General features: G+C 69.9%; 20 protein-coding genes. 13 read left to right on the forward strand and 7 right to left on the reverse strand.

Features of this window, described 5'->3' with window-relative positions:
• Nucleotides 1-114: 114 nt before the first annotated feature.
• The 5 genes from HLB44_RS07495 to rfbD form a co-directional block, all read right to left on the reverse strand.
• Entirely contained in the window at nucleotides 115-1,212 is a 1,098-nt protein-coding gene (locus tag HLB44_RS07495; RefSeq protein ID WP_217283560.1) for an OmpA family protein, read from the reverse strand.
• Between the two features lie 230 nt (nucleotides 1,213-1,442).
• Nucleotides 1,443-3,212, reverse strand: coding sequence for a serine/threonine-protein kinase (locus HLB44_RS07500; protein ID WP_173121925.1), 1,770 nt, complete (start codon nucleotides 3,210-3,212; stop codon nucleotides 1,443-1,445).
• Between the two features lie 133 nt (nucleotides 3,213-3,345).
• Complete coding sequence (locus HLB44_RS07505; protein ID WP_246312115.1) at nucleotides 3,346-4,392, reverse strand: SDR family oxidoreductase; 1,047 nt, start codon at nucleotides 4,390-4,392, stop codon at nucleotides 3,346-3,348.
• A 22-nt stretch (nucleotides 4,393-4,414) separates the two neighbouring features.
• Nucleotides 4,415-4,978 (reverse strand): dTDP-4-dehydrorhamnose 3,5-epimerase, encoded by a 564-nt coding sequence (gene rfbC, locus HLB44_RS07510; RefSeq protein WP_173121926.1) that lies wholly within the window; start codon nucleotides 4,976-4,978, stop codon nucleotides 4,415-4,417.
• Nucleotides 4,975-5,877, reverse strand: coding sequence for a dTDP-4-dehydrorhamnose reductase (rfbD, locus tag HLB44_RS07515; RefSeq protein WP_173121927.1), 903 nt, complete (start codon nucleotides 5,875-5,877; stop codon nucleotides 4,975-4,977). The genes rfbC and rfbD overlap by 4 nt, the downstream gene beginning before the upstream one ends.
• A gap of 76 nt (nucleotides 5,878-5,953) precedes the next feature.
• On the opposite strand from rfbD, the gene HLB44_RS07520 reads away from it, so the two are divergent.
• The gene (locus HLB44_RS07520) at nucleotides 5,954-7,414 is read left to right on the forward strand and encodes a DEAD/DEAH box helicase (protein WP_173121928.1); all 1,461 of its coding nucleotides are present in this window, start codon (nucleotides 5,954-5,956) and stop codon (nucleotides 7,412-7,414) included.
• A 9-nt stretch (nucleotides 7,415-7,423) separates the two neighbouring features.
• Here HLB44_RS07520 and HLB44_RS07525 read toward each other — a convergent pair whose 3' ends face one another.
• Both HLB44_RS07525 and HLB44_RS07530 read right to left on the reverse strand, forming a co-directional pair.
• Nucleotides 7,424-8,179 (reverse strand): SAM-dependent methyltransferase, encoded by a 756-nt coding sequence (locus HLB44_RS07525; protein WP_173121929.1) that lies wholly within the window; start codon nucleotides 8,177-8,179, stop codon nucleotides 7,424-7,426.
• On the reverse strand, nucleotides 8,176-8,763 hold the full coding sequence (locus tag HLB44_RS07530; RefSeq protein WP_217283561.1) for a Maf family nucleotide pyrophosphatase: 588 nt from the start codon (nucleotides 8,761-8,763) through the stop codon (nucleotides 8,176-8,178). The genes HLB44_RS07525 and HLB44_RS07530 overlap by 4 nt, the downstream gene beginning before the upstream one ends.
• A 116-nt stretch (nucleotides 8,764-8,879) precedes the next feature.
• Here HLB44_RS07530 and HLB44_RS07535 point away from each other — a divergent pair, with 116 nt between their 5' ends.
• The 12 genes from HLB44_RS07535 to HLB44_RS07590 all read left to right on the forward strand — a co-directional run bounded on the left by HLB44_RS07535 (nucleotide 8,880) and on the right by HLB44_RS07590 (nucleotide 18,081).
• A complete protein-coding gene (locus HLB44_RS07535; protein WP_173121930.1) occupies nucleotides 8,880-9,446 on the forward strand; it encodes a YceD family protein in 567 nt (188 codons plus the stop codon).
• A gap of 126 nt (nucleotides 9,447-9,572) precedes the next feature.
• The gene (rpmF, locus tag HLB44_RS07540) at nucleotides 9,573-9,755 is read left to right on the forward strand and encodes a 50S ribosomal protein L32 (RefSeq protein ID WP_173121931.1); all 183 of its coding nucleotides are present in this window, start codon (nucleotides 9,573-9,575) and stop codon (nucleotides 9,753-9,755) included.
• A 202-nt stretch (nucleotides 9,756-9,957) separates the two neighbouring features.
• Nucleotides 9,958-11,016: a phosphate acyltransferase PlsX gene (gene plsX / locus HLB44_RS07545; RefSeq protein WP_343051265.1), complete on the forward strand. Its 1,059-nt coding sequence runs from the start codon at nucleotides 9,958-9,960 to the stop codon at nucleotides 11,014-11,016.
• Nucleotides 11,013-12,014 (forward strand): beta-ketoacyl-ACP synthase III, encoded by a 1,002-nt coding sequence (locus HLB44_RS07550; RefSeq protein WP_173121933.1) that lies wholly within the window; start codon nucleotides 11,013-11,015, stop codon nucleotides 12,012-12,014. Before plsX ends, HLB44_RS07550 begins: the two co-directional genes overlap by 4 nt.
• 29 nt (nucleotides 12,015-12,043) lie before the next feature.
• A complete protein-coding gene (fabD, locus tag HLB44_RS07555) occupies nucleotides 12,044-12,982 on the forward strand; it encodes an ACP S-malonyltransferase (protein ID WP_173121934.1) in 939 nt (312 codons plus the stop codon).
• Nucleotides 12,979-13,716, forward strand: coding sequence for a 3-oxoacyl-ACP reductase FabG (gene fabG, locus HLB44_RS07560; protein ID WP_173121935.1), 738 nt, complete (start codon nucleotides 12,979-12,981; stop codon nucleotides 13,714-13,716). Before fabD ends, fabG begins: the two co-directional genes overlap by 4 nt.
• Before the next feature lie 125 nt (nucleotides 13,717-13,841).
• Nucleotides 13,842-14,081: an acyl carrier protein gene (gene acpP / locus HLB44_RS07565; RefSeq protein ID WP_173121936.1), complete on the forward strand. Its 240-nt coding sequence runs from the start codon at nucleotides 13,842-13,844 to the stop codon at nucleotides 14,079-14,081.
• Nucleotides 14,082-14,097: 16 nt separating this feature from the next.
• Nucleotides 14,098-15,342: a beta-ketoacyl-ACP synthase II gene (fabF, locus tag HLB44_RS07570; RefSeq protein ID WP_173121937.1), complete on the forward strand. Its 1,245-nt coding sequence runs from the start codon at nucleotides 14,098-14,100 to the stop codon at nucleotides 15,340-15,342.
• Between the two features lie 16 nt (nucleotides 15,343-15,358).
• Nucleotides 15,359-15,856: a hypothetical protein gene (locus HLB44_RS07575; RefSeq protein WP_173121938.1), complete on the forward strand. Its 498-nt coding sequence runs from the start codon at nucleotides 15,359-15,361 to the stop codon at nucleotides 15,854-15,856.
• Nucleotides 15,853-16,464, forward strand: coding sequence for an RNA polymerase sigma factor RpoE (rpoE, locus tag HLB44_RS07580; RefSeq protein WP_173121939.1), 612 nt, complete (start codon nucleotides 15,853-15,855; stop codon nucleotides 16,462-16,464). Before HLB44_RS07575 ends, rpoE begins: the two co-directional genes overlap by 4 nt.
• Nucleotides 16,465-16,519: 55 nt before the next feature.
• Nucleotides 16,520-17,080, forward strand: coding sequence for a sigma-E factor negative regulatory protein (locus tag HLB44_RS07585; RefSeq protein ID WP_173121940.1), 561 nt, complete (start codon nucleotides 16,520-16,522; stop codon nucleotides 17,078-17,080).
• Between the two features lie 2 nt (nucleotides 17,081-17,082).
• Entirely contained in the window at nucleotides 17,083-18,081 is a 999-nt protein-coding gene (locus HLB44_RS07590; protein ID WP_173121941.1) for a MucB/RseB C-terminal domain-containing protein, read from the forward strand.
• The last annotated feature ends 18 nt before the right edge of the window (nucleotides 18,082-18,099 follow it).

Below are 18,099 nucleotides of genomic sequence, written 5' to 3' on the forward strand. Positions count from 1 at the left end.
ACCGAGTCCGTGAGGTCGCTCACGGACTGTGTCGGCAAGTAGTTGATTGTGCTGATGATTTGACGATTGGACACGACAGTTGCAGGTGTGTCCGCAGCGGGCCGATGCTTCTGTTCAACAGCCGATGATCTTGAACTCGACGCGCCGGTCGAGCGCGTCGCTGGCGTCGTCGCGCCCGTTGCCCACCATCGTCTCGCGCGAGCCCACGCCGTTGGCGATCAGCCGTTTCTGCAGCGCGGGCGAGGTCTGCTCGAGCTGCCCGCGCACGTATTCGGCGCGCAGCTGCGACAGGCGCTCGTTGATCGGCTCCGGGCCCGTCGGGCTCGAGTGGCCGATCACCTCCATGCAGCTCTGGCGCTTGGTCGCCTGTGACGACAGCTCGAACAGCCACAGCTTGTACGGCGTCGCCGCCGGGCCGGTCTCGGCCGACAGGATCGCCGCACCGGGCCGGAAGACGAACTTGACGCCCAGGCGCTTGGTGTCGAGGCCTTGTTCGACGAGGTGGCCGAAGGACTTGATCGCCTCTTGCTTGCGGCCCAGGCGCCAGTTCGTCAGGTACAGGCCGCTGTAGACACGCGCCTGGCGGCCTTCGGGAACCCGCAGCGCGGTTTCGTACAGGTTCAGCGCATCGCGGTATTTGCCGGCGCCGTAGGCGTCGATGGCCTCGCTGATGATCGACGCGGCGACGATGCGATCGAGGTACAGCGGGTGGATCGGATCACCGGCCCGCGTGCCCTGGCAGGTGCGGATGTAGCCGGTCGTGGCGCCGTCTTCGGTCCACACCGGCGTGTCGCGGAAGTGTGGCAGCGGGGTCGGGTCGACGCCGTCGGGCTTCGCGAACGCCAGCCCCTTGCTGACGAGCTTGCCGGTTTTCAGGTCGGCCAGCGCGAGGCAGATCCGGTAGGCCTCGCGCTGGCCCTCGGTCTTGCGGTCCTTGTTGACGCCGGTGAAGGTGCCGACCAGCACCAGCGGTGACTTCTGCACGTTGGCGCTGCTGAAGGGCTGCACCTCGTACTGCGGATAGCGTTCGCGGATCAGCGCGACGATGCGCGCGCCCATCGCCTGCGTCGCTTTCGATTGCTGGCCGGTCACGCCGTCGATCAGCGGATCGATCACCAGCCGGAACTTCGCGCCACCGGCATCGGCCGGCGGCAGCTGCGCCTTGCCGAGCAGGTTGTTCGCCGCGCTCAGCACAGCGTCGTCGAACGGCATCACGGGGGGCGGGGCGGCCGGCGGGGGGGCGGGCGCCGGCGCCGGGGCTGGCGTCGGGGCCGGCGCGGGGGTCGGCGCTTCGCCCGCTGGGGCCGGCGACGCCCTGCTCGCGGCCGGTGCTTCGGACGGCGAGGGCGACGGCGGCGGCGGCGCGGCGCAGGCGGCCATCAGCAGGACCAGCAGGCCACCCAGCGTGGGGCGGAGGGATGCGGCAGCTCGACAGGCACGGGTCATCGCTTGCACTCCTTTTGAAAGATCTCGAGAAGCTCCGGCGACAGCGCCTCACCGAGTTGCAGCCGCTCCAGCAGTTCGGCGCAGCGCGCATTCGGGGGGCGCTGCTGCGCAGCTGGTGCGCCGACCGCCGGTCGGCGATCGGGCTTGACTGTACTCCCGGGGTCGGGGTTGGCGGGGCCTGTCGTCCGCGAAGCTGGGGATGGTGCCGGGGCGCTCGGCGCCTTCGGCGGCGCCGCGGGCGGATTCACGGTGCTGGCCGGCGGCGGGGCGCCGCTGGTCATGTCGCTCACCGGACCCGGCGCAGGGCGGGTGACGGCCGGCGGTTCGATCACCACTTTCGGCGGCGTGACCGTCGGTTTCGTCGGTATAACCCGGGGCTCCACTGCTGGTGCTGGCGCTGGTGCGGGTCGCCACAGCAGCAGGGTCAGCGGCAGGCCGGCCACGGCTGCCAGGCCAGCGAGCCAGCGCCAGCTCGGGCGGCGCCGCGCATAGGGCGAGTCGGCGACCGGATCGCGGCGCACCGCCGGGGCGGGCGCTGCGACCGGCGGGGTCGCGGTGCGCGCGGTGGTGGCGGGCCGTGGCGGCAGCCACGTGGCAGCGGGCGCCCGCGCCCAATCCAGCGGTGTCGCGCCGAGTGGTGGCGGCCCGGCCGCCGCGCTCGCGGGCATCGTCGAGCCCGGCGCCAGGGGGGGCGGTGGTGGTTGCGGTTGCGGCCGGCGAATCGTGCTCGGCGCGGTTGCCGCCGCGGGCACGGTCGAGCCGGTCGCCATTGACGATGGTGGCGTCGCGGTCGGCTTCGACGGCGGCGTCGGCGCGGGCGCGGGCTTCGTCAGGGACATCGGCGCGGTGGCGGTACTGCGTCCGCCGCCGGTCGCCGTGCCGCTCTTGACGAACACCGTCACGTCCGGATCCGGCATGTTGCGCGGCCGCACCACCGGCGGCAAGGTCGACAGCGCCAGCTGCAGCTCATCGGCAAAGGCGCGCGCGTTCTGATAACGATGATCCGGATCCTTCGCCAGCGCGCGCAAGGCGATCGTGTCGAAGAGCTTCGGCACCGACGGTTCGAGCTGCGACGGCGGCGCAGGGTCCTCGTGCAGGATCTTGCGCTGCACCACCCATTGCCCGCCGCCGGCGAAGGGCCGTTGCTGCGTCAGGAACTGGTACAGGATGACGCCGACGGCGAAGAGGTCGGTGCGCGAGCCGACCGCCTGCCCCTGGATCTGCTCCGGCGACATGTAGCTCGGCGTGCCGACCATCGTGCCGGGCAGCGTGCGGTCGGCGTTGGTCTCGGCCAGCCGCGCGACGCCGAAGTCGGTCAGCTTGACGTGGCCGGCGCGGTCGATCATCACGTTGGCCGGCTTGACGTCGCGGTGCACGATGCCGCGTTCGTGCGCGTAGGCCAGCGCGTCGAGCAGCTCGCACAGGATGCGCACCGCCTCGTGCAGCGTGAACGGATGCTGCGCGTCGAACATCTGCGTCAGCTCGCCGCCCTCGATGAACTCCATCACGATGTAGGCGATCTCGTCTTCTTCGCCGAAATCGAACACGGTGACGATGTGCGGATGGTTCAGCCGTGCTGCGGCCTGCGCCTCGCGCACGAAGCGGCGCGAGTAGTCCTCGGCGACGGCGTCGTCGAGCAGGTGGCTCTTCAGGATCGTCTTGATCGCGACGCGGCGTTCGAGCCGCGGGTCGAGCGCCTCATAGACCATGCCCATCGCGCCGCGTCCGAGCACGTTCTTCAGCTGGTAGCGCCCCAGTTGGGTCAATGGCCCAGGGTTCATCATGCGCGGCCGGCGCGGGCGGCTTCGGCAGCCGTCCTTTATGCGTGAGGGTGCGTGCGAGTATAGGGACCGCCGCCGGCCGCGCCGGTCCCCCATCTGATGGAAGTGCAGCGCCGCCCTAAGCCGAGCGGGGCCGGCGCGCGCTGTACCAGGCCGCGACGACGCCCATGCCGGCGCGGATGTCGTGCGTCGGCGCGTAGCCCAGGCGTTCGCGCGCCTTGCCGATGTCGGCGCGGGAGTGGCGCACGTCGCCGGCGCGGAAGTCGCGGTACTCGGGCGCCGCGATCTGCAGCGCCGGCTGCTCGGCGGCGAGCTGTTCACCGAGCAGGGCGTGCAGCTCGTTCAACGTGGTCTGGTCGCCGACCGCGACGTTGTAGACCTGGTCCAGTGCCTGCGGATTGCTGGTCGTCGCGGCCAGCAGGTTGGCCTGCACTGCGTTGGCGACGAAGCAGAAGTCGCGGCTGGTCTGGCCATCGCCGTTGATCTGCACGGCGTCGCCGCGCAGCATCGCTGCCGCCCAGCGCGGCACCACCGCCGCGTAGGCGCCCTCGGGGTCCTGGCGCGGGCCGAAGACATTGAAGTAGCGCAGGCCGATCGACTGCAACCCGTAGCTGCGGGCGAACACCGCCGCATACAGCTCGTTCACGTACTTGGTGACCGCATACGGCGACAGCGGGTTGCCGATCGCGTGCTCGACTTTCGGCAGGCCGGGGTGGTCGCCATAGGTCGAGCTGCTTGCCGCGTAGACGAAGCGCTGCACCTGGGCATCGCGCGCGGCGACGAGCAGGTTCAGGAAACCGCTGATGTTGACCTCGTTGGTCGTGATCGGGTCGGCCAGCGAGCGGGGCACCGAACCGAGCGCGGCCTGGTGCAGCACCAGGTCGACGCCGGCGCAGGCGGCGCGGCAGTCGTCGAAGCGGCGGATGTCGCCTTCGATCATCGTGAAGCGCGACCAGGCCTCGGCACCCACGGCAGCCTGCACGTCGTCGAGGTTGTGGCGGTGGCCGGTCGCGTAGTTGTCGAGTCCGACGACGCGTTGGCCCAGGCCGAGCAGGGTTTCGAGCAGATGGCTGCCGATGAAGCCGGCGACACCGGTCACGAGCCAGGTGCGCGGCACATCGCGCAGGGCCTGGCAGCAAAGGTCGTAGGGGCTGGAAGAGCTCAAGTCGGAACCTCGTGGCGGGGTGTCAGGCGAACACTTCGGCGTCGGCCAGGACCGGCGCGGCGGCGTCCTTTGCGGCCAGCAGCGGCGCGAGGCCGGGCGGCCAGCCGATCGCCAGCGCCGGGTCGTTCCAGGCGATCGCGCGCTCGCAATCCTTGGCGTAGACGTCGGTGGTCTTGTAGAGGAATCGCGTCCCGTCGGCGAGCGCGACGAAGCCGTGCGCGAAGCCCTCGGGGATCCACAGCTGGCGCTTGTTCTCGGCGCTGAGCTCGACGCCGAACCACTGTCCGAAGGCGGCGGAGCCGCGGCGCAGGTCGACCGCGACGTCGAACACCGCGCCTTCGGTGACGCGCACCAGCTTGCCTTGCGGATGCGGCGGCAGCTGGTAGTGCAGGCCGCGCAGCACGGCGCGGCGCGAGAGCGACTCGTTGTCCTGCACGAATGGCCGCGGCGCCGGCAGCCCGAGTGAGGCGAGCCCCTGCTCGAAGCGGCGCTGGTTGAAGCTTTCCATGAACCAGCCGCGGTCGTCGCCGAACACCTGCGGTTCGATGACCACGACGCCGGGCAGGGGGGTGGCGGTGAATTTCATGGCAGTGCCAGCGGCAGGTTCAGGGCTTCAGCGAGCATGCGCTCGACGCCGGGCTGCCAGGGCGGCAAGGTCACGCCGAAAGCGGAGCGCAGCTTGGTGGTGGCCAGGCGTGAATTGAGCGGCCGGCGCGCCGGCAGCGGGTAGGCGCTGCTCGGGATCGCCTGCACCGCGTCGGGCGCCGTCCGCAGCGCGACGCCGCGAGACCGCGCCCAGGCGATCACGTGGCGCGCATAGCCGCACCAGCTCGTCTCGCCGGCGGCGCATGCGTGGTAGGTACCGGCGAGCTCGGGCCGACGGGTCGCGTCGCGCAGCATCAGCGCGGTCAGGTCGGCCAGCAGCTCGGCGCCGGTCGGCGCGCCGATCTGGTCGTCGATCACCTTCAGCTCGTCGCGCTCGCCGGCCAGCTTCAGCATCGTGCGGGCGAAGTTGCCGCCGCGCGCCGCATAGACCCAGCTGGTGCGCAGGATCAGGTGGTGGCAGCCGCTGCTGCGGATCGCCGCTTCGCCGGCGAGCTTGCTGCGGCCGTAGGCGCTCAAGGGTCCGGTCGGGTCGTCCTCGCCGCGGGCGTTCTGTCCGCTGCCGTCGAACACGTAGTCGCTGCTGTAGTGCACCAGCCAGGCGCCGCTGGCGGCGGCGACGCGGGCGAGCGCGCCGGGCGCGTCGGCATTGATCGTCTGCGCCAGCGCGGGCTCGCTCTCGGCGCGATCGACCGCGGTGTAGGCGGCTGCATTGACGATCACCTCGGGCGCCAGCCGGCGCACGGTGTCGGCAAGCCGCTCGGGGTCGGCGAAGTCGGCACCATCGGCGCGGCCGGCGATCGTCAGGGGCCCGAGCGTCGCGAGCGAGCGCCGCAGTTCCCATCCCACCTGTCCATCGGCGCCTAACAGCAGCAGTTTCATCGGGCGGGGATTGTATGTAGGCCTTTCGGCCGCCTCCCCGCCGCTGTCACGGACCCTAGGGGATAATCCGTGATTCATGACCGAAACACCCCTCATCGCCGCCGAGCCGATTGCCGCTCCGCAGAAATTCGAGACGTTGGCGCTCGACGCCAAGCTGCTGCGGGCCGTCACCGAGTCCGGCTACACCGCGATGACGCCGATCCAGGCCAAGGCGATCCCGATCGTGCTGGCCGGTCGCGACGTGATGGGCGCGGCGCAGACGGGCACCGGCAAGACCGCCGCATTCACGCTGCCGCTGCTGCAGAAAATGCTGCGCCACGAAACCGCCTCGATGTCGCCGGCGCGCCACCCGGTGCGGGCACTGGTGCTGGCGCCGACGCGCGAGCTGGCCGACCAGGTCGCCAACAACGTGCGCACCTACGCCAAGCACACCGAGTTGCGCTCGACCGTCGTTTTCGGCGGCATCGATATCAAGCCGCAGACGGCCGAGCTCAAGCGCGGCGTCGAGGTGCTGATCGCCACGCCGGGCCGCCTGCTCGACCACATCGAAGCCAAGAACTGCGTGCTGAACCAGGTCGAGTACGTCGTGCTCGACGAAGCCGACCGCATGCTCGACATCGGCTTCCTGCCCGATCTGCAGCGCATCCTGGCGTACCTGCCCAAGCAACGCCAGACGCTGCTGTTCTCGGCCACCTTCTCGCCCGAGATCCGGCGCCTGGCGCAGAGCTACCTGCAGGACCCGATCACCGTCGAGGTGGCGCGGCCGAATGCGACGGCCTCGGCGATCGAGCAGTGCTTCTTCAGCGTCGGCGAGGACGACAAGCGCCGCGCGGTGCGGCAGATGCTGCGCGAGCGCGAGATCGGCCAGGCGCTCGTCTTCGTCAATTCGAAGCTGGGTGCGGCGCGGCTGGCACGCGCCTTCGAGCGCGACGGCCTGAAGACCGCGGCGCTGCACGGCGACAAGTCGCAGGACGAGCGGCTGAAGTCGCTGGCGGCGTTCAAGCGCAACGAAGTCGACCTGCTGGTGGCGACCGACGTCGCCGCGCGCGGCCTGGACATCGCCGACCTGCCGGCCGTCTTCAACTTCGACGTGCCCTTCAACGCCGAGGACTACGTGCACCGCATCGGCCGCACCGGCCGGGCTGGCGCATCGGGCCTGGCGATCACGCTGGTCGACCGCGACGACGCGCGCCTGGTGTCCGACATCGAGAAGCTGATCAAGAAGAAGATCGAGATCGAGGCCTTCGAGCTCGAAGACGACCGCCCGCGCCGCCCGCCGCCGCGCCGTGCCCGCGAGGACGAGGAAGAGCGGCCGCGCGAGCGCAGCGAGGCGCCGCGCTTCAGCTACGCGCAACCGCGGGCCGCGGCGAGCGATCCCTTCTTCGATCGGCCCTACGAGCCGCACGCCGCCGGCGACGTCAAGGCGGCCTGGGACTCGAAGCCGGCCAGCGCGCCCGCGCCGGTGCGCGGCGTATCGCCGAACATCCGCGGCAAGCGCAAGGTTGCCGCGTTGCTGGGCGGCGGGCAGAAGCCCTGACGCCGCTGTTCACGCCAGCCAGCTGAACACGGCCGGCACGCGTTCCGGCAGCGTCGGCAGCGCGTCGCGCCAGGCACGCACGGTCTGCGTACGACACCAGCCACCGGGCAGCGTCACGCCGCAGGCGATCGCCAACCGGGTCTGTGGCTGCAGCTGCTGGACCAGCGCGCTCAACAAGGCCGCATTGCGGTAGGGCGTCTCGATCGCGATCTGCGTCTGGCCGAGGCGGCGCGACAGCGCATCGAGCTCTTTGATGCGCGCCGTACGTTGCGCCGAGTCGACCGGCAGGTAGCCGACGAAGGCAAAACTCTGGCCGTTCAAGCCGCTCGCGGCCAAGGCCAGCAGCAGCGAGCTCGGACCCGACAGCGGCAACACCACGACACCCAGTACATGGGCCGCCGCCACCAGTGCCGCGCCCGGATCGGCGATCGCCGGCAGGCCGGCCTCGGACAGCAGGCCGATGTCGGCGCCGGCCAGCGCCGGCGCCAGCAGCGGTGACAGGTCCTGCGGCGAGGCGTCGGCCTGGCCCTTGCGCGGCCGCGGCAACTCCTGGATGTCGATCGCCTGCATGGGCTTGGCCAGCGGCACCAGCCGGTCGATGCGCTTGAGGAAGGCGCGCGTCGTCTTCGCGTTCTCGGCGACCCAGTGCCCGAGCGCCGCGGCCTGGTCGATGATGCCTTGCGGCAGCACGTCGGACAGCGCGACTTCGGTGTCGGTGCCGAGGTCGAGCGTGTTCGGCACCAGCAGCAGGCGGCCGGGCGTCATCGCTGCAGCGGATCGAGCCCTGCGGCGCGCAGCATCGCGCAGGTGCGGATCAGCGGCAATCCGACCAGCGCCGTCGGGTCGTCCGAGTGAATCGCATTGAGCAGCGCGATGCCCAACGTCTCGCACTTGGCGCTGCCGGCACAGTCATACGGCTGCTCGGTGCGCAGATAACACTCGATGTCAGCGTCCGACAGATCGCGAAAGTGGACCGTGACGGGCGCGAGCAACAGCTGCTCGAAGCCGGTCGACGGTCGCAGCACGGCGACCGCGGTGTGGAAGATCACCGCGCGGCCGCGCATCGAACGCAGCTGTTCGACCGCGCGCTCGTGCGTGCCCGGCTTGCCGATCGGCCGACCATCGAGCTCGGCGACCTGGTCCGAGCCGATGACCACCGCCGCGGGATAACGCCGTGCGACCTCGCCCGCCTTGGCCAGCGCCAGGCGCCGCGCCAGATCGGCCGGCGTCTCGCCGGTCCGCGGCGTTTCGTCGACCTGCGGCGCGACGGCCTCGAACGGCAGGCGCAGGCGCTCGAGCAGCTCGCGGCGATAGCGTGACGTCGACGCGAGGATCAGCGGGATGGACATGCCGCGATTGTCCCATCGGACGCCCGTACACTGGCCGAGATGATCAGCCCCCAGCTCACTTCGTTCGCGGCCCCCGAGGGGCGCTCAGCGCCCTTCGGGCGGCCGGGCGGGCGCTGATGAAGCGTTCGCACGACCCGCTGCGCCTGGACCTGGCGTCCTTCGCCGCCGAGGACGGTCGGCTCGCCGGGCAATGGCCGGGCGACGCGCTGTCGCGCCTGGCCGAGTCGCAGGCGCCGCCGCAGGACACGCCGCTCGCCGATCTCGCATGGCAGGCCGACGCCGAGCGACGTCCCGTCACCGGCGGCGAGCCCGAGCTCTGGCTGCACCTCGCTGCGCAAGGGCCGGTGTGGTTGACCTGCCAGCGTTGCCTGCAGCCGATGCAGCAGGCGCTGGCGATCGATCGCCGGCTGCGCTTCGTCCGCGGCGAGGCCGAAGCCGAAGCGCTGGATGCCGAGCTGGAGGACGATGTGCTCGCGCTGCCGCGCTGGCTCGACCTGCGCGAGCTGATCGAGGACGAGTTGCTGCTCGCGCTGCCGCTGGTGCCGCGCCACGAACCAGACTGCCCGGCGCCGCTGGCATTCGACGAGGGCCCGAACGCCGCAGAGGAGCAAATTGAGGAACGCCCGCATCCGTTCGCTGCGCTGCAGGCCTTGAAGAAGGGCCGGTCCGGTCCCGCGGGCTGACTGGGTGCCGTGGTATAGTCGCGGGCTTTTCCCAGCGGTGCTTGCGTCGATTCGATTGCGCCCGCAGCTTTTCAACCCGCACGCCGCTGAAGGCGGCCGTGCCCGGTTTCGATCAGGAGTCTTTCCATGGCCGTCCAGCAGAACAAGAAGTCGCCGTCCAAGCGTGGCATGCACCGCTCGCACAATGCCCTGGTCACCCCGGGTACGGCGATCGAGCCGACTACCGGCGAAGTGCATCTGCGCCACCACATCAGCCCGACCGGCTTCTACCGCGGCCGCAAGGTGCTGAAGAGCAAGCAGGACGCTTGAGCGTGCTGCGCCGCGGCCGGCTGACGCCGCGGCACGATTCGAATCCCGACGATGCCCGGCCCCGCGCGATGCGAGGCCGGGCATCGTCGTTGTCCGGTGCGCGAACCCGGCCGGTGCCGGGCCCTCGCCGCCCGTGCCTTCGAAGCGCCGCCCCACAATAAGCACCGTGTCCCCGACGTCGTCCCTTCAACCGCTGGAGCGCGTGCGCGTGGCCGTCGACTGCATGGGCGGCGACCATGGCCCGTCGGTCACGCTGCCGGCGTGCCGAGCGTTCCTCGCCAGCCATCCGAATGCCGAGGTGCTGCTGGTCGGCACCGAAGAGTCGCTGCGGCCGGCCGCCGGCTGGTCGCGCTGCACGCTGGTGCCCGCCAGCGAAGTGATCGAGATGGACGATGCGGTCGAGGTCGCGTTGCGGCGCAAGCGCGATTCGTCGATGCGCGTGGCGATCGCGCAGCTGAAAGCCGATGACGAGGGTCACGCGGCGGCCGACGTCAGCGTCTCCGCCGGCAATACCGGGGCGCTGATGGCCGTCGCGCGCTACGTGCTGAAGACCTTTGCCGGCATCGACCGGCCGGCGATCGCCGCGCTGCTGCCCAACGCGCGCGGCGGCTTCACGAAGGTGCTCGATCTCGGCGCCAACGTCGATTGCACCGCCGAGCACCTGCTGCAGTTCGCGGTGATGGGCAGCGCGCTGGTCAGTGCCCTCGACGGCAAGGACGAGCCCAGCGTCGGCCTGCTGAACATCGGCGAGGAGGCCATCAAGGGCAGCGAGACGATCAAGCGCGCCGGTGAGCTGTTGCGCGCCGCTGCGGCCGCCGGCCAGCTGAATTTCCACGGCAATGTCGAAGGCAACGACATCTTCAAGGGCACCACCGACTTGGTCGTCTGCGACGGCTTCGTCGGCAATGTCGCGCTGAAGACCTCCGAGGGCCTGGCCGGCATGCTGACGCAGATGATCAAGCAGGAGTTCTCGCGCACGCCGATGTCCAAGCTCGCGGCGCTCGTGGCGCTGCCGGTGCTGAACCGCTTCAAGGCGCGGGTCGACCATCGCCGCTACAGCGGCGGCGCGTTGCTGGGCTTGCGCGGGCTGGTCTTCAAGGCGCACGGATCGTCGGATGCCTTTGCCTTCGAGCGGGCACTCGAGCGAGCGTATGATGCCGCCCGCAATCGCCTGCTCGACCGCGTGCACGATCGCATCCGCGACACGCCGGCAGTGCTGCCGACCGCGCCGGATGAACCAGCCGCGGCCCACGCTGCATGACCGACATTCCAGCCCCTTCTTTCGCGCGCTACTCCCGCATCACCGGCACCGGCAGCTTGCTGCCGGCGCGCCGCGTCACCAACGACGAGCTGGCTGCCGAGCTCGGCGCCCGTGGCATCGAAACCTCCGACGAATGGATCGTCGCCCGCACCGGCATCCGCGCCCGCCACTTCGCGGCCAGCGACGTTGCGGCGAGTGACCTGGCGGTGCAGGCGGCGCGCCACGCGCTCGAGGCCGCCGGCCGGCGGGCGTCGGACATCGACCTGATCATCGTTGCCACGTCGACGCCGGACATGGTGTTCCCGTCGACCGCCTGCATCGTGCAGCAGAAGCTCGGCGTGCATGGCTGCCCGGCCTTCGACGTGCAGGCGGTGTGCTCGGGCTTCGTCTATGCGCTGACCGTCGCCGATTCGATGATCAAGAGCGGCGCCGCGAGCAAGGCGCTGGTGATCGGCGCGGAAGTCTTCTCGCGCATCCTCGACTTCAACGACCGCGGCACCTGCGTGCTGTTCGGCGATGGTGCGGGCGCGGTGGTGCTCGAGGCCAGCGACCGTCCCGGCATCCTGGCGAGCGACCTGCATGCCGATGGCCGGCATGTCGGCATCCTCTGCGTGCCGGGCCACGTCAGCGGCGGCCAGGTGCTCGGCGATCCGCTGCTGAAGATGGACGGCCAGGCGGTGTTCAAGCTGGCCGTCGGCGTGCTCGAATCGGCGGCTCGCGCCGTGCTGGAGAAAGCCGGTCGCAGCGAGAGCGACATCGACTGGCTGATCCCGCACCAGGCCAACATCCGCATCATGCAGGGCACTGCGAAGAAGCTGAAGCTGCCGCTGGACAAGCTGGTCGTCACCGTCGACGAGCACGGCAACACCTCGGCCGCATCGATCCCGCTGGCGCTCGATGTCGCGGTGCGTGCGGGTCGCGTCAAGCCCGGTGACACGCTGATGCTCGAGGGCGTCGGCGGCGGTTTCACCTGGGGCGCGGTGCTGCTCGACTTCTGAGTCCTTTCGTTCATCGGGACCCTTCAACGATGAGTTCGTTTGCTTTTGTCTTTCCGGGCCAGGGCTCGCAAGCGGTCGGCATGCTCGATGCCTGGGCCCATCATCCGGCCGTGCGCGCGACGCTCGACGAGGCGTCGGCCGCGCTCGGCCAGGACATCGCCGCGCTGATCGCCGGCGGACCGAAGGAACAGCTGGACCTGACGACCAATACGCAGCCGGTGATGCTGACCGCGGGCATCGCCTGCTACCGCGCCTGGCGCGCCGAGGGCGGCGCAGAGCCGGCGGCGGTGGCCGGGCACTCGCTCGGCGAATACGCGGCACTGGTCGCCGCCGGCGCGCTCGGCTTGTCCGATGCGTTGGCGCTGGTGCGCTTCCGTGCGCAGGCCATGCAGGAAGCAGTGCCGGTCGGCGCCGGTGCGATGGCCGCGATCCTCGGGCTCGAGGCGTCGGCGGTCATCGAAGGCTGCCAGCGTGCGGCGGCCGAATCGAGCGAGGTCGTCTCCGCCGCGAATTTCAACGATCCCAAGCAGACCGTGATTGCCGGCAGCAAGGCCGGCGTCGACAAGGCCTGCGAGCTGCTGAAGGCCGCGGGTGCCAAGCGCGCGCTGCTGCTGCCGGTGTCGGCACCGTTCCACTGCAGCCTGATGAGGCCGGCCGCCGAGCGCCTGCGCGAGCGGCTGGCGGCGGTCAGTTTCGCCGCGCCGGCGCTGCCGGTGATCAACAACATCGACGTTGCGGCGCCGACCGATGCGGCGGCGATCCGCGATGCCCTCTACCGCCAGGCCTTCGGCCCGGTGCGCTGGGTCGAGGTGATGCAGGCGCTGCGCGCGCGCGGCATCACGCAGGTCATCGAATGCGGGCCCGGAAAGGTGCTGGCCGGCATGGTCAAGCGCATCGATGCCGAGCTGGTGTCGGCTGCGCTGTTCGACCCCGCCTCGTTGCAGGCGACGAAGGAACTGTTGGCATGAGCGAAACGAAGCAGGTCGCGTTGGTCACCGGCGCGTCGCGCGGCATCGGCCGGGCGATCGCGACGACGCTCGCGGCGCAGGGCTACACGGTGATCGGCACGGCCACCACCGAGGCCGGCGCGGCGGCGATCAATGAGGCGCTGGCGCCGCACGGCGGCCGCGGGCTGTCGCTGAACGTCAACGATGCTCCGGCGGTCGAGGCGGCGATCGACGCGATCGTCAAGGCCGAGGGCGGCCTGCAGGTGCTGGTCAACAACGCCGGTATCACCCGCGACACGCTGGCGATGCGCATGAAGGACGACGACTGGGATGCGGTGCTCGACACCAACCTGAAGGCGGTGTTCCGGCTCTCGCGCGCGGTGATGCGCACGATGATGAAGCAGCGCTACGGCCGCATCGTCAGCATCACCTCGGTGGTCGGCGCATCGGGCAACCCGGGCCAGGCCAACTATGCCGCGGCCAAGGCCGGCGTCGCGGGCATGACACGCGCGCTGGCGCGCGAGCTCGGCAGCCGCAACATCACTGTCAACTGCGTCGCGCCCGGCTTCATCGCCACCGACATGACCGACGGACTGCCCGAAGCGCAGAAGGCGGCGTTGCTGCAGCAGATTCCGCTCGGCCGGCTCGGCGCGCCGGAGGAGATCGCCCACGCGGTGGCCTTCCTCGCCAGCCGCGAGGCCGGCTACATCACAGGTGCCGAGTTGCATGTCAACGGCGGCATGTTCATGAACTGATCTGGTTCACCCACGCCGGTCCCGCCCGGCCGGCGCGGCGCTGCCCCTTTTGGGCGTCCTGAAGCGGACACCCCAGCGCCAGTAGAATCCCGGGCTGGTTTTTTGCATTCACTCCTGGAGGAGTCATGAGCGATATCGAATCCCGTGTCAAGAAGATCATCGCCGAGCAACTCGGCGTGCCTGAGACGGATGTCACCAACGAGAAGGCCTTCGTGGCCGATCTGGGCGCCGACTCGCTCGACACGGTGGAACTGGTGATGGCGCTGGAGGACGAATTCGGCATCGAGATCCCCGACGAAGAAGCCGAGAAGATCACCACCGTGCAGCTGGCGATCGACTACGCCGTCAAGCACCAGAAGTCCTGATTCGAGGGCATTGCGCATGAGCCGTCGTCGTGTCGTCATCACCGGTCTCGGGCTGATCAGCCCGGTGGGCAACAGCGTGGCCGAAGGATGGGCCAACCTGGTGGCCGGCCGTTCGGGCATCGACACGATCACGCGCTTCGACGCGTCGCCGTTTGCCTGCCGTTTTGCAGGCGAGGTCAAGGGATTCCGGATCGAGGATTACATCCCCGCGAAGGAAGCCCGCCACATGGATACGTTCATCCACTTCGGGATGGCCGCGGCGATCCAGGCGGTCACCGACTCGGGGCTGCCGACCGGCGATGCGCTCGACGAGCAGCAGGCCGAACGCATCGGCTGCCTGATCGGCTCGGGGATCGGCGGACTGCCGATGATCGAGCAGACGCACGAGGAGTACCGCGAGCGGGGCCCGCGCCGGATCTCGCCGTTCTTCGTGCCGGCGTCGATCATCAACATGATCTCCGGCCACATTTCGATCAAGTACGGCTTCACCGGCCCGAACCTGGCGATCGTCACTGCTTGCACCACCGGCCTGCACTGCATCGGCGATGCCGGGCGCTTGATCGAGTACGGCGATGCCGACGTGATGGTCGCCGGCGGCGCCGAGTCGACCGTCTCGCCGCTGGGCATCGGCGGCTTTGCCGCGGCGCGTGCGCTGTCGACGCGCAACGATGATCCGAAGACCGCATCGCGGCCCTGGGACAAGGACCGCGACGGCTTCGTGCTCGGCGAGGGTGCCGGCGTGATGGTGCTCGAGGAGTACGAGCACGCCAAGGCGCGTGGCGCCAAGATCTACGCCGAGCTCGCCGGCTACGGCATGGGCGCGGATGCGTTCCACATGACCGCGCCGAACGTCGACGGGCCCAAGCGCTCGATGCTCGCCGCGCTGCGCAACGCCCGCGTCAACGCCCAGGACGTGCAATACCTGAATGCGCACGGCACCTCGACGCCGCTGGGCGACGTGAACGAGACCAATGCGATCAAGCTCGCCTTCGGCGAGCACGCGAAGAAGATGGTCGTCAATTCGACGAAGTCGATGACCGGGCACCTGCTCGGTGGCGCCGGCGGCATCGAGTCCGTGTTCACGACGCTGGCCTTGCACCACCAGGTCTCGCCGCCGACCATCAACATCTTCAACCAGGATCCCGAGTGCGATCTCGATTACTGCGCCAACACGGCGCGCGAGATGCGCATCGACATCGCGGTGAAGAACAACTTCGGTTTCGGCGGCACCAACGGCACGCTGGTCCTGCGTCGGGCCTGAGGGTCGACGGCGACGCATGCGGGCTGCACCGCCGGCGGTCGATGTCGATCTGGGCTCGGGCTTTCGCGAGCGTGTCGCGATTGCGGTGTTGTACGGCTTGGCCGCCGCCGCCGCCGCGGCATGGTTTGCCGCGCTGCGGGAATGGCCGCCGGGTCTCGCGGCATCCATGAGCGGCCTGTTCGGTGCGGTGGCCGGCCCCTGGCTGTTGCGACCGATGCGCGGCCGTCTGCGCTGGGATGGTGCGGGCTGGAGTCACCTGCGCGAGCAGGGGGATGCAATCTCCCTCCAGGCCGTCAGCCTGCAGATCGACCTCGGCAACTGGCTGCTGTTGCGCGTCACGCCGGCACTGTCGGCCTCCGGCGAGCGTCCGTGGCTCGTGCGGCGCCGAGCTGCGGCGTGGTGCGGCGTCTCGTGTCGCGACGCGGGCGCCGCCTGGCATGGCTTGCGCCTTGCCCTGTACCAGGGGCCGATGAACGACCCCGACCTGCCGGCCAGCGCCGGAGCGCCCCGATGACCGCCGACCAGGCCGATGTGCTGCTGGTTCAGCGCGCCAAGAGCGGGGACACGCGTGCCTTCGAGATGCTGGTCGTCAAGTACCAGCGTCGCATCGAGCGCCTGATCGCGCGCATGGTGCGCGACGTCGACCTGGTACAGGACATCGCGCAGGAAACCTTCATCCGCGCCTACCGGGCCCTGCCGCAGTTCCGCGGTGACAGCGCCTTCTACACCTGGCTCTACCGCATCGCCGTCAACACCGCGAAGAAGGCGTTGGTCGACTTGAAGCGTGACCCATTGGTGGTTGAATCCGCACTGGCTTCAGTCTCGGACGATGACGACGAAACTTCCCGTGTCGAGCGCGAACTAACCGACGGCGCAACGCCCGAGGCGGTGTTGGCCAGCAAGGAAATCGCCGAAACCGTCAACGCCGCGATCGCGGCCTTGTCAGAGGACTTGCGGCAGGCGATCACCCTGCGCGAGATCGAAGGCCTCAGCTACGAAGAAATTGCCGAGATGATGAACTGCCCGATCGGCACGGTGCGTTCGCGCATCTTCCGGGCGCGTGAAGCCATCGCGCTGCGGCTGCGGCCGCTGCTCGATACACGCGAGGGCGAACGATGGTGATGGGTAACGACGCTGGTGCACGGGCCGGCGCCTTCGACGGAGTTGTACGAAGATCATGTTGAACAGCTCGGGTTCTTCCTCGGAGGCGCTGCGCCAGTCCTTGTCCGCGCTGATGGACGGTCGCGTCGAGTCTCCCGGCGTCGAGGATGCCTGCACGGTCTGGCGCAAGCACAGCCAGGCACGCGAGTGCTGGCACACCTACCACCTGATCGGTGACGTGCTGCGCTCGGACGAGCTGGCCGCGGCGCCGGCGCGCGACGAGGCGTTCCTGGTGGCGCTGCGCGATCAACTGGCCAAGGAACCGGTGCCGCTCGCGCCGTCACGCGCGCCGGGCGGATGGCGACAGCGCCTGATGGCGCCGATCGCGGTGGCGGCGGGTTTCGTCGCCGTGGCCGGCGTGCTGGTGGTGTTGCGCGTCATGGCGCCCGACGACAGCGCCGGCGTGCCACTGGCCGCGGCCGGCGCGCCGGATGCCGTCACCAACGGCCAGTTGATCCGTGACGCGCGCCTGGACCGTTACCTGGCGGCCCATCGCCGGGTCAGCAACGGCGCGGCCGTGCAGGTGCCCGGCTCGGTCGTTCGCAGCGTCGAGACGGTCGTGCTCGAGACCAAGTGAGCATGCCGCGGGTCAGCGAACGCCGCCTCTTCGGACGGTTGGGCGTCGGTGTGATGTTGTTGTCGTGCGCAACCCTGGCCGGTGCGCAGGCGGCGGCCGATCCTGCGCAGTGGTTGTCGCGCATGCGCCAGGCAGCCACCAACCGCACCTACCAGGGCACGATGGCCTTCGCCGCCGGCAGCCAGGTGTCCAGCTCGCGTGTCACCCACATCAGCGAGGGCCGCGAGCGCTACGAGCGCATCGAGGCGCTCGACGGCCAGATGCGACAGCAGTTCCGGCACAACGGGGCGCTGCTGACACTGTGGCCGCAGACCCGGGTCGCGATCGTCGAACAGGTCGAGCCGATCGCCGACTTTCCGGCGCTGCCCGCGTCGAGCCAGCGCGCGCTGGAGAGTTACGAGATCCGTTCGATCGGCAGCGACCGTGTCGCGGGACACGAGGCCGAAGTGCTGCTGCTGAAGCCGCGCGATGCGCTGCGCTTCGGCCAGCGCCTGTGGGCGGAGCGCGAAACCGGCCTGCTGCTGCGCACCGAGGTGCTGAGCCCGCGCGGCGACGTGCTCGAGTCCGCTTCGTTCACTGACCTGAGCATCGGCGGCAAGCTGGCCCCCGAGAGCGTGCTCAAGCCGATGAAGAAGAAGCTCGACGGCTACCGCGTCGTGCGTCCCCAGGCCCAGCCAACCCAGCTCGACGCCGAAGGCTGGAGCCTCAAGGGCAGCGTGCCCGGCTTCCAGCTGCTCAACTGCGTCAAGCGACCGCTCGATGCCGCGGATGAAGCCGGTGCGGAGCTGCAGGTGTTGCAGTCGGTGTTCTCCGATGGCCTGACGCATGTGTCGGTGTTCATCGAGCGCTTCGATGCGCAGCGCCACAAGCCGATGCGGACGATGCTCGGCGCGACCCATTCGCTGATGAACCGGCATGGCGACTGGTGGGTCACGATCGTCGGCGACGTGCCGATGGCCACGATCCAGCAGTTCGAGGCCTTGCTGCAGCGACGACCTTGAGCATCGCTCGGGCGTCGG

Source organism: Pseudaquabacterium terrae, from assembly GCF_013266755.1.
GTDB classification, from domain to species: domain Bacteria; phylum Pseudomonadota; class Gammaproteobacteria; order Burkholderiales; family Burkholderiaceae_C; genus Pseudaquabacterium; species Pseudaquabacterium terrae.

What these genes read in the sequence shown, in the direction of transcription:
- rfbD (WP_173121927.1), bottom strand. Translation starts at nt 5,877, where the DNA reads ATGAAACTGCTGCTGTTAGGCGCCGATGGACAGGTGGGATGGGAACTG.
- rpoE (WP_173121939.1), top strand. Translation starts at nt 15,853, where the DNA reads ATGACCGCCGACCAGGCCGATGTGCTGCTGGTTCAGCGCGCCAAGAGC.
- HLB44_RS07585 (WP_173121940.1), top strand. Translation starts at nt 16,520, where the DNA reads ATGTTGAACAGCTCGGGTTCTTCCTCGGAGGCGCTGCGCCAGTCCTTG.
- rfbC (WP_173121926.1), bottom strand. Translation starts at nt 4,978, where the DNA reads ATGAAATTCACCGCCACCCCCCTGCCCGGCGTCGTGGTCATCGAACCG.
- HLB44_RS07520 (WP_173121928.1), top strand. Translation starts at nt 5,954, where the DNA reads ATGACCGAAACACCCCTCATCGCCGCCGAGCCGATTGCCGCTCCGCAG.
- HLB44_RS07525 (WP_173121929.1), bottom strand. Translation starts at nt 8,179, where the DNA reads ATGACGCCCGGCCGCCTGCTGCTGGTGCCGAACACGCTCGACCTCGGC.
- HLB44_RS07495 (WP_217283560.1), bottom strand. Translation starts at nt 1,212, where the DNA reads ATGCCGTTCGACGACGCTGTGCTGAGCGCGGCGAACAACCTGCTCGGC.
- HLB44_RS07530 (WP_217283561.1), bottom strand. Translation starts at nt 8,763, where the DNA reads ATGTCCATCCCGCTGATCCTCGCGTCGACGTCACGCTATCGCCGCGAG.
- HLB44_RS07550 (WP_173121933.1), top strand. Translation starts at nt 11,013, where the DNA reads ATGACCGACATTCCAGCCCCTTCTTTCGCGCGCTACTCCCGCATCACC.
- acpP (WP_173121936.1), top strand. Translation starts at nt 13,842, where the DNA reads ATGAGCGATATCGAATCCCGTGTCAAGAAGATCATCGCCGAGCAACTC.
- HLB44_RS07575 (WP_173121938.1), top strand. Translation starts at nt 15,359, where the DNA reads ATGCGGGCTGCACCGCCGGCGGTCGATGTCGATCTGGGCTCGGGCTTT.
- HLB44_RS07535 (WP_173121930.1), top strand. Translation starts at nt 8,880, where the DNA reads ATGAAGCGTTCGCACGACCCGCTGCGCCTGGACCTGGCGTCCTTCGCC.
- HLB44_RS07590 (WP_173121941.1), top strand. Translation starts at nt 17,083, where the DNA reads ATGCCGCGGGTCAGCGAACGCCGCCTCTTCGGACGGTTGGGCGTCGGT.
- rpmF (WP_173121931.1), top strand. Translation starts at nt 9,573, where the DNA reads ATGGCCGTCCAGCAGAACAAGAAGTCGCCGTCCAAGCGTGGCATGCAC.
- fabG (WP_173121935.1), top strand. Translation starts at nt 12,979, where the DNA reads ATGAGCGAAACGAAGCAGGTCGCGTTGGTCACCGGCGCGTCGCGCGGC.
- fabF (WP_173121937.1), top strand. Translation starts at nt 14,098, where the DNA reads ATGAGCCGTCGTCGTGTCGTCATCACCGGTCTCGGGCTGATCAGCCCG.
- fabD (WP_173121934.1), top strand. Translation starts at nt 12,044, where the DNA reads ATGAGTTCGTTTGCTTTTGTCTTTCCGGGCCAGGGCTCGCAAGCGGTC.